The organism is Sandarakinorhabdus sp. (assembly GCF_032115815.1).
Classification (GTDB): Bacteria; Pseudomonadota; Alphaproteobacteria; order Sphingomonadales; family Sphingomonadaceae; genus Sandarakinorhabdus.
On the sequence record NZ_JAUMBI010000018.1, the window covers coordinates 1 to 9413 of the forward strand.

A 9413-nucleotide genomic window follows, 5' to 3' on the forward strand; every position below is an offset into this window, starting at 1 on the left:
GCCGGTCATGGCAAGATCGCTCTGCACGCAGATCTCGCCGGGGATGCCGTCTGGCAGGATGGCGCCATCGTCGCCCTTGATCACCACCCGCGTGCCGATCGACGGCCTGCCGCAGGCCGACAGGCGGGCATCATCGGCGAGGCGGCCATCGACGAAATGATCTTCCGGTCGCATGAAGGTGACGAAGGTGTGGCACTCGGTCTGGCCATAGCATTGCGCCATCACCGGTCCGAACAGGGCCAGCGCCTGCTTCAGGCGGCTGACCGACATCGGCGCGGCGCCATAGATGAAGTGGCGCAGGCTGGAAAAATCGCGGGTTTCGGCGCCCGGCAGATCAAGCAGGCGATAGATGACGGTGGGCGGCAGGAAGGTCGTCGTCACCCGTTGTTCGGTAATAAGATCGAGGAAGCGCGGCAGATCGGGGCGGGCCATCATCACGATGGTGCCGCCCTGCGCGACGATCGGCATGGCCAGCATGCCGGCCGCGTGGGTGAGCGGGGTGGCGGCGAGCAGCACCGGCGCGGGGTGGGGTATTTCGGCGAGATATTTCTCCGCGAAGGCGAACACAGCGCGGTGGCTGAGCAGGACGCCCTTGGGCTCGCCGGTGGTGCCACCGGTCTGGCCCACGAAAGCCGCATCGGTCAGCGCGGCGAGGGCGCGCGGCCGCTGGGCTGTGTGCCCGGCGATGAACTGGTCCAGCGTGGGATCAGCGCCGCACGGTGTGCCCAGTGCGACGAACAGCTTCACCTTGGGCAGGTGATCACGGATCTCGCCCACCAGGGCCGCCATCGCGCTGTGATAGAACAGCACGCGGACATCGACGAGGTTGAGTGCGCTGGCAATGGACGGTGCCGGGTTGTGTGGATTAGCCGGCACATAGGCCATGCCGGCCCCGAAGATGCCGAAAGCGGCGGTGAAGGCGACCGGATCATTGGGGCTGAGCACGGCGGCATGGCTGCCCGGCCCGAAGCCGGCGGCGCCCAGCGCGGCGGCAATGCGCTGTGCCAAGCCGAGCGCCTGCGCATAGCTGGTTTCGACACCATCAAACACCGCGAACGGGCGGCCATCGCAGCGCTGGGCGCCGCGTTCGAGCAGAGTGAAGATGGACATGGCTTCAGTTCCCGAGGTTGGCGAGGACGGCGCGCATCATGTCGGCCTGGCCCCGCTTGGCGGCGCTCGACAGCCCTGCGGTGAGGCCGCCATCGACGACCAGATCCTGCCCGGTGACATAGGAAGATTCATCGCTGGCGAAGAACACGGCGGCCGCCGCGATATCATCGCCGTTGCCAGCACGGCCGATGGGCATGGCCTTTGCAAAGGCGCCCTGCAACGCGGCTAATGCGCGGTCCTGGTCGGCGGCTTTGATGCCGAGCGACTGCAGGAAGATTGGCGTTGGGATGGCGCCCGGCGACACCGTGTTCACGCGGATGCCGTAATCGGCCAGTTCCAGCGCCATGCAGCGGGTGAAATGGCAGACCGCGGCCTTGAGTGCGCTGTAGAGCGACGGCGAACTGTTAGCCCGGTGCGCGGCGGTGGAGCCGTTGTTGAGGATGGAACCGCCGCCCTGCGCCTGCATCACGGCGGCGACATGCTTGGTCATCAGCACGACACTGCCGAAGATGGCCATCGATGCACTGGCGATCTCTTCGGCCGGCAGCGCTGTAACCGGGGTGTCGCGTAGCGCCGGCGCGGCATTGTTGAACAGGAAATCAATCCGCCCGCCGCCAATCTCCTGCGCGGCCTTGACCATGGCGATCACGTCGGCCTCATCAGTCACATCGGCGCGCATGAAGCGCGCGCCTGCGCCAATCTCGGCGGCCACGGCTTCACCAGCCTCGGCAGAGCGGCCGCAGAACAGCACGTTCGCGCCTTCGGCGACAAAGCGCCGGACGACGTTGACACCCATGCCCGATGTCGCCCCGGTGATGAGGGCCGTTTTGCCGGTCAGCCTTTGCGTCATGCCTCACGCTCCCTTTCAGTAAACTGACGGCAGGCCGACACCCGGCACCGCCACTTGCACCGTGAACAGCCGTCCGGTCGGATTGCGGGCCATCACCGCGCGATCATAACTGTCGGATGCGGTGATCAGCAGCGTGCGGCCGTCGGCGCCGCCCAAGGCGACGGCCGTTGCCGAGGTGCTGCCCATGTCCACCTCTTCCAGCACTTCGCCGCCTTCGGCGACCCGTACGACCCTGCCGTGCGCGGCGACCCAAGCGGCACCGCTGGCATCCAGGCACATGCCGTCGGGCATCTCGCCGGGCATTGCGGCAAAGCAGCTGCGTTCGCTGAGCGTGCCGTCGGCAGCGAGCGCGAAGGCGTGGACACATTGACCGAGCGAGTCCGCCACCAGCAGGCGCTTGCCATCGGGCGTGAGCACCATGCCATTGGGGAAGCTCACCGCGTCGGTCGCCACCGAAACCCGCCCGTCGCCATCGACGCGGGCGAGCACGCTGGGTTGGGCAGCAATCTCGCCGCGGGCATAGGCGACGAAATCGAAACTGACCGTGTCGATGAAGCAGATGCCGGCGGGCGTGCGGATCATGTCGTTGATGCCATAGGGCGCGATTTCGGCGAGGGAGGCGATCATTTCGGGCGGCGCATCGGGCTGATCGAGACGCACGCGCACTAGGCTGCGGCTGCGCGCATTGGTGATCAGCAGCGTCTTATCGTCTTCAAAAGCGGTGCCCGACACCCAGTCCGGCCCCTGATAGACCTGATGGCGCTGGCCGTCGGTGGACACTGCGAACACCTGCCCGCGATCAATGTCGCTCACGAAAAACTGCCCGCGGCCGGCGTGCCAGCGCGGCGCTTCGGGGAAAAGGAAGCCTTCGGCAAACAGGGTGGGGGTATGCTTCATGGTTTGTGCCTTCAGTTCTGGCGCTGGAGGATGGTGACGACGGCAGCGCCTTCTTCGATGCCGAGCAGGCCGCCGCTGTTTTCCTGCAGGGCGGTGCGCGCGCCGCTGACCTGGCTAGCGCCGGCGGCGCCGCGCAGTTGCTGGGTCAATTCATAAATCTGGCCGAGGCCGGTGGCGCCGATGGGGTGGCCCTTGGATTCCAGCCCGCCCGACGGATTGACCGGGATGCGCCCGCCTATCCGCGTTTCGCCACGCTCCGCCAGCGGACCGCCTTCGCCCATGGCGCAGAAGCCCAGCAGTTCGGTCATGAAGATTTCGCCGAACGCGGCGGCATCATGCACTTCGGCAACATCAATATCGCCGGGGCCGAGGCCAGCGCGATCATAGGCGGTCAGCGCCGCGCGCCGGGCCACGTGGGCTTCGAAATCGGCGAAGTCACGCGTGGTGGCCGAGGTGAGTTCACAGGCCTTGATCAGGACAGACGGCGCCTGGCCCTGCAGCTTCTTAAGCCCGGCATCCGTGCACAGCAGCACCGCCGCCGCACCGTCAGACAGCGGCGAGCACATCGCCACAGTGAGAGGATAGCCCAGTGGCCGCGAGGCGAGCACCTCGTCCACGCTCATCGCCTTGCGGAAATGGCATTTTTCATTGTGGATCGAATGATCATGGTTCTTGGCCGCCACCATCGCCAGCTGGCGCTGTGTGGTGCCAAAGCGCGCCATGTGGGCGCGGCACAGCGCGGCATAGATATCCATGAAGCGGGTGCGGTGGCCGTCGCCGGACGGGCCATCGACGCCGGCGCCCAGCTTCAGCAGGTCATTGAGTGTCTCTTCCCCGACGCTGACGTCCATGCCGCCTTCAAAGGCGCGCATGACGGTGGCGCGCCGCGCATCGTCGGTGAAGACCATCTTTTCCACGCCCACGGCCAGCACGATATCGGCGGCACCGGAACGCAGATGCTGGCAGGCCAGCCACAGCGCGGTCGATCCGGACGCGCAGGCGTTCTCGACATTGACGACCGGCATGCCTTCAACAGCGGCGTGACGCAGCGCAATCTGACCGGCTATCGACAGCTGGCCTTCGAGCAAACCCTGCATCGTGTTGGAGAAGTAGGCTGCCTGCACGGCGCCGGGCGTGGCGCCGGCATCGGCCAGGCAGGCCGCGACAGCCTCTGCGGTGAGCGATTTGACCGTGGCGCTCAGGTTGGGGCCGAACTTCGTCATCGCGACGCCTGCGACATGGATGGTCGTCATCTGCTGCGGTTCCTCAAACGGGCCGGGTGATGGCCGGCGGCGTCATCGCCGCCGGCAGATCAGCCACCGTGGTACAAGCCATGGATGCTTCCCATGCCGGCTTGCGCGTCAGAAGCCATAGCGCAGGGTGACGCCAAGCTGGCGTGGGGGCGCGAGAAAGTTCTGGAAGCCCGACGTGGTGCCGAACAGGCTGAGCACGCCGCCCTGCTGCACCACTGTGGTGTCGAACAGATTGGTCGCCCACACGGAGACATCCAGGCCATTGTCCAACCGCAAGCCCAGGCGCGCGTTGACCAGTGCATAGGCGTTCTGGACGTTGCGGGGATCAAGGCTGGCGCTGTTGACGTTCACCTTGCTCTGCCAGTTCACATCGGTGCGGGCGTAAAGCGCGCCCAGCGAGGTGGCGTGTTCATATTGCAGCGCGCCTGTCATCCGGATCTCCGGCGCCAACGGCAGCCGCTTGCCTGACAGATCGCAGCTGGTGAGCGCCCCGGTCGGACCCGGGTTGCTGTCCGGCGCGCGCCCGAACCAGCAGGCCCCGCCGTTGTAGCGGCGGAACTTGGCATCGATCCACGCGCCGCCCAGGTTCATGGTGAGGCCCTTGGCCAGGCGGAACGTGCCTTCGGCTTCCAGGCCGGTCACGCGCACCTTTTCGGCGTTGTTGACCAGAAACTGCAGGCCAACGAAGCCGGCGTTCTGGTAATTGTTGTAATCCGATCGGAACAGGCTGATCGCGATGCGGGCGCGGCGATCGGCCAGATCGAACTTGCCGCCCAATTCCCAGTGATCCACGGTTTCGGCTCCAAAGCCGCGCAGCGCCGGCACAGCGTTGCCAAAGGCGATATTGTGGCCGCCGGCCTTGGAACCACGGGCATAGGTGGCATAGATCAGGCTGTCGTCATCGGGCGTGATGTTGGCGGTGACGTTCCAGGTGACATCATCATCCTTCACTGGGGCAAGCGGGCCATTGATTGGCACGCCGGCCGGGAAGGTGGCGCTGGGCACCAGGCTGAGCGTGAGCAGGTTGATGCCGGCCAGCGGGCTGCCGGCGGGCAAACCGGGATTGGGCGTGAAGCTGGCCCGGTTGTTGATGGAGGCGGTCTTGGTTTCTGTCTGCCAGCGCAGCCCGCCGGTCAGTGCGAACAGCGGGCTGAACCTGTAGGTCGCCTGCCCGAACAGCGCGAAATACTCCGAAGAGGCGCGGGAATCGAGGAAGCCCTTGTCGCCGGGTTGGCCATAGACGACCTGCGGCGGCAGCAGCGGGGAGAGCGGGAACAGCCCTGCAGCCCCTTGGAGTTCGAACATTGCGGTGCGGCCACGGTCGCCACGCTCAAAGCTTGAGTCGAGGTAATAGGCACCCAGCAGCCATTCGAAACTGCCACCCGTTGGCGAGACCAGGCGCACTTCCTGCGTGAAGGTTTCGCCGGCCTGGATGTCGCGGAAGGTGACCAGCGGCAGCGACACCTGATCGATGTCGTTGGCGAGCAGGCCACTGCGATATTGCGACCAGGCGGTGATGGACGTGAGGGTAACGCCGCCCAGATCGGCATTGAAGGTCGCCGACAGCATGTCGTTGACGCTGTTCGAGCGGTTGGGGTCGGTGGTGCAGATCACCCGGTTGCGCGGATCATTGTCCGGGCAGGCGGTGACACCAAAGCGGGCATTCAGCGCGGCATTGTTGTCGAGCAACATGCTGGGTTCGTTGGCCGCGCCGCGGAACAGATCCGGGTTGGTGCCGTTGCTGTCGAGCACCTCGCTGCGTGCGCCGGTGAGGTTCAAGGTGATGTTTTCCGAAAGATCGAATTCCAGCTGGCCGCGCACGGCATAGCGGCGCATCTCGTTGGCCTGTTCGGCGCCGGGCGTGAGATTGCGGAAGCTGGGGCCGGCATCGTAGTAGACCGCCGTGACCCGCCCGCGCACGCCCTTGGCCAGGGCACCCGTGACCGAACCCGCCATGCGCCACGCAAAGGCGATGCGGCCACCTTCGATGATGCCGGCGGTCGCTTCCAGCCGGGCATCGAATTCATCGGACGGGCGAGCCGAAACCACGCTGATCACGCCGGCGGTGGCGTTCTTGCCGTAGAGGGTGGATTGCGGGCCCTTCAGCACTTCAACCCGCTCGATATCCACCAGGTCTTCAACGCCCAAGCCTGAACGCGGCATGTAAACGCCGTCGATGAACAGGGCGACGCTGGGTTCGAACGTGGGGATGTTGGGATCGGTGCCGAGGCCGCGAATGCGATAGCTTTGCGCCAGCGGCTGGTTGTTGGCGATCAGTTGCAGCGAGGGCACCAACGCCGCGACACCTTCGATGCCGATGGCGCCGGCATCACGCAGCGTTGCACCCGAGATTGCCGAAATCGCCATCGGCACATCCTGCAGCGACTGTGCGCGGCGCTGGGCGGTGACGACGATTTCTTCCACTGCGTCGGTCGCAGCGGCGTCGGCAGCCGCAGTCTGGGCAAGGGTGGGGCTCGCCAGCAGGGCGGCCACGATAGCAAGACGGCTGGCGCGGACCCGCGCCACAGATGGTTGAAACATGGACAATCCTTCCCTGTTCCCGCCGTTGCGGCAGGTTTTTGATGTTCTGGTTTTTCGAGTTGGCTAGACGAGAATGATTATGGGCCGGCGCCGTCAGGTCGGCCTAGTTGGTGCAGAAGCAGCTGGGTCACGTTGAGCAACATTTCGCGAAAATCGCGACGGTCGAAGCGGATGGTTTCCAGCCGCTGCTCGGCATGGATGCCCACCATCATCGAGAGGATGGCCGCCGCCGCCACATAGGCACGCCGACCGCCAACGCCGGTATCGCGCTCCAGTTCAGCAGCGATCAGTTGGCGGACATGCTCGTGAAAGGCGGCATAAACCGGCTTGATGGTCGAATTGTCGCCGAACTCGACCAGCATGCGGCCCAGGAACTCGGCCGTTGGATGATCGTCGAAGGCGCGATCCAGGCGCTCGGCCAGTTGCAGCGTCCCCGAGGTGTCGGCGGCAACGAGATTTGTGGTCGCACGGGCGAGGGCGTCTTCGAGGCAGGCTTCGAGCAGCCCGGCCTTGGTCTTGAAGTGGAAGAAGATCGTCGCCTGGCTGTAGCCGGCATGGTCAGCGATCTGCTCGGTACCGGTGCGCGCAAAGCCGTTGCGCCCGAACATCAGCGTGGCCGAATCCAGGATACTCCGGCGCGCTTCGGCCGAATTCTTGGTCACGCCCCTGACCCTGCCCTTTGCGGGCGCAGGATCGGTCTGATCAGCTTGTTTGATTCTCCCCATGCCGAAAACATCTCATATCGAGCAGATTTGAGCAATGACTTAATTGAGTCTGGACTCAGACAAATTTTACGGACTGATCGATGGGCGAACGACCGATTGCGGCAAAACCTGACCTCGGTGATCCACGCCAATCTGCCAAAGCCTTGAGCCCGCGCATATGGTAGCGCGATAGCGATGTTGGATCGCTCTCGCTCATACCGGCCAAGCAATTGGGCACGCCTGCTCTTGGTGGGCGACTGGAAGGTGACCCTCAACGGATCGCAACTTCATGAGATCATAGTGAAAACCATGGTTGATGAATTGCTCCAGTGCCTCGAGGGCACGTCCGTCAGCGCCACCAAGCCTCTATTGTGGATACGGTCGAGCTCAGGTCGAAGTCGTGGACAACTGGGCTATCCGGCCCGACTGCCAAAGGGGCGGAAGAGCTTGCCACCGGCATCCGGGGCTTCATCAATCCGCACCTCTCAGACTTGCTTCATGCTGAGAGGGATCGACCGCATGAAGTCGATCATGCCCTCCGGCAATGGCGCTGCCTGTCAGCGGCGGCGTACAGGAGAGAACGCATGATCGCACACGGCGCACAGCGGGCGCCCGGCGCTTGGGCGTGATCGCAGCTGGCGTACTCGCCGCCGCCCTTTCCGTAGCCACCTCGGCAGCGCACTCCGCCGCCGCGCTTACCGCGCAGGAGAGCCAGCCGGCTGCCACTGCACCGGAGCCGTCGGCAACGCTGCCCGCTACCCAGCCGCCGGTTGGGGTGGCCGTTCCCACATTCGTCGGTGACACGACTCAGGCTGCAGCGCCCGCCCAACTCAACAAGGCCGACGGCACACCGGTCAGTCCGGGTTCGACCACCGGCACTGCGCCAGACGAGGGCAAGGAGATCATTGTCACCGCGCGCCAATCGTCGCGGATCGATCCGCTTGCCAAACTCAACGCGCAGTCGTTCGCGGCCATTCAGGCGATCGACAAGGCGGTCGTCGCACCGGTCGCGCTGGGATATGCCTCGGCCGTTCCCAAGCCCGTCCGCAACGGCCTGCGCAACGTGTTGCGCAACCTCGACGAACCGGCCAGCTTCCTCAACCACATCCTGCAGCTCAAGATCGGGCGCGCGGCCAAGTCCGCAGCACGGTTCGGGATCAACTCGACCATCGGCGTTGCCGGACTGTTCGACATGGCGCGGCGCAAGCCGTTCAACCTGCCTTACCGGCCCAACAGCTTCGCCAACACCTTTGCCTGCTACGGCGTCGGCAATGGCCCCTATTTCTTCCTCCCACTCGTCGGCCCCACCACCTTGCGCGATCTCTTCGGCCTTGGCCTGGACAAGGCGGTCCTGCCCACAGTGGTGGGCAAGCCGTTCGATGACGGCAAGGTGAACGTGGCGCTCGCGGTCGTCGACGCCCTGACCGACCGGGTCGAGATCGACAGCCAGCTCCAGCGCATCCGCAACGAAAGCGGCGATCCCTACGTCGCCGTGCGCGAGGTCTATCTGGCCCAGCGGCGGGCCGAGATCGGCACCATCTGCCCGCGCCACGGAGACACCGACCCCGATCCCAATCTCGTCCCACGCGTTGGCAAGGGCCCGCGCTGAGCTGGCTCAGGTCGCGGCAATCGAGCAGGTGGAGGCGCTCCCGAGCGACAATCCGCTGCGCGTCAATCCACTTACCTCATCGGAACGGCGTGTGTTGAATTGGCTGCCGACGAGGTGCTTTCCGACCCTGACCATCCGAAACCGGACCGTCTCGTCCCGACCCAGCCAAAGCTGTTCGACGACGTCAATCGACTGCGTGCATAAATGACCGTTCATGGCGGAAGCCGACATTTCGCGACACCGCCAGAAACGGAAGTAATGTCCCAAAATCGGTCATTCAAATAACAGCCATCTGCTGTCCGCTCTCGGGTAATGCATTAGACCTTCTCATTGACCGAATAGATGAAGGGTTTCGGGCGCCACTTGGCGTACGAAAGCCTCCCATGCAGGAACCCGCGGCCCGAGCGAGCGATCTATGGGGATTTCGATTTTCCGCCCGGTTGGGCCGA

The 9413-nt window shown here is 64.9% G+C and carries 7 protein-coding genes; 1 reads left to right on the top strand and 6 read right to left on the bottom strand.

Annotated elements, in window-relative coordinates; translation table 11 throughout:
• From RT662_RS00805 to RT662_RS00830, 6 genes are all read right to left on the bottom strand, one after another.
• On the bottom strand, positions 1 to 1110 hold a 1110-nt coding region (locus RT662_RS00805), incomplete at its 3' end, for an AMP-binding protein (protein WP_313668312.1).
• Positions 1111 to 1114: 4 nt separating this feature from the next.
• Positions 1115 to 1960 (bottom strand): SDR family oxidoreductase, encoded by an 846-nt coding sequence (locus RT662_RS00810; RefSeq protein ID WP_313668314.1) that lies wholly within the window; start codon positions 1958 to 1960, stop codon positions 1115 to 1117.
• Positions 1961 to 1975: 15 nt separating this feature from the next.
• Positions 1976 to 2857: an SMP-30/gluconolactonase/LRE family protein gene (locus RT662_RS00815; RefSeq protein ID WP_313668316.1), complete on the bottom strand. Its 882-nt coding sequence runs from the start codon at positions 2855 to 2857 to the stop codon at positions 1976 to 1978.
• An 11-nt stretch (positions 2858 to 2868) separates the two neighbouring features.
• On the bottom strand, positions 2869 to 4110 hold the full coding sequence (locus RT662_RS00820; RefSeq protein WP_313668318.1) for a thiolase family protein: 1242 nt from the start codon (positions 4108 to 4110) through the stop codon (positions 2869 to 2871).
• A 108-nt stretch (positions 4111 to 4218) separates the two neighbouring features.
• The gene (locus RT662_RS00825; RefSeq protein WP_313668320.1) at positions 4219 to 6651 is read right to left on the bottom strand and encodes a TonB-dependent receptor; all 2433 of its coding nucleotides are present in this window, start codon (positions 6649 to 6651) and stop codon (positions 4219 to 4221) included.
• A gap of 77 nt (positions 6652 to 6728) precedes the next feature.
• Complete coding sequence (locus RT662_RS00830) at positions 6729 to 7313, bottom strand: TetR/AcrR family transcriptional regulator (RefSeq protein WP_313668322.1); 585 nt, start codon at positions 7311 to 7313, stop codon at positions 6729 to 6731.
• Between the two features lie 667 nt (positions 7314 to 7980).
• Here RT662_RS00830 and RT662_RS00835 point away from each other — a divergent pair.
• Positions 7981 to 8964 carry a VacJ family lipoprotein gene (locus RT662_RS00835; protein ID WP_313668323.1) on the top strand — a complete coding sequence of 328 codons (984 nt, stop codon included), beginning with the start codon at positions 7981 to 7983 and terminating at the stop codon, positions 8962 to 8964.
• Positions 8965 to 9413: the final 449 nt, after the last annotated feature.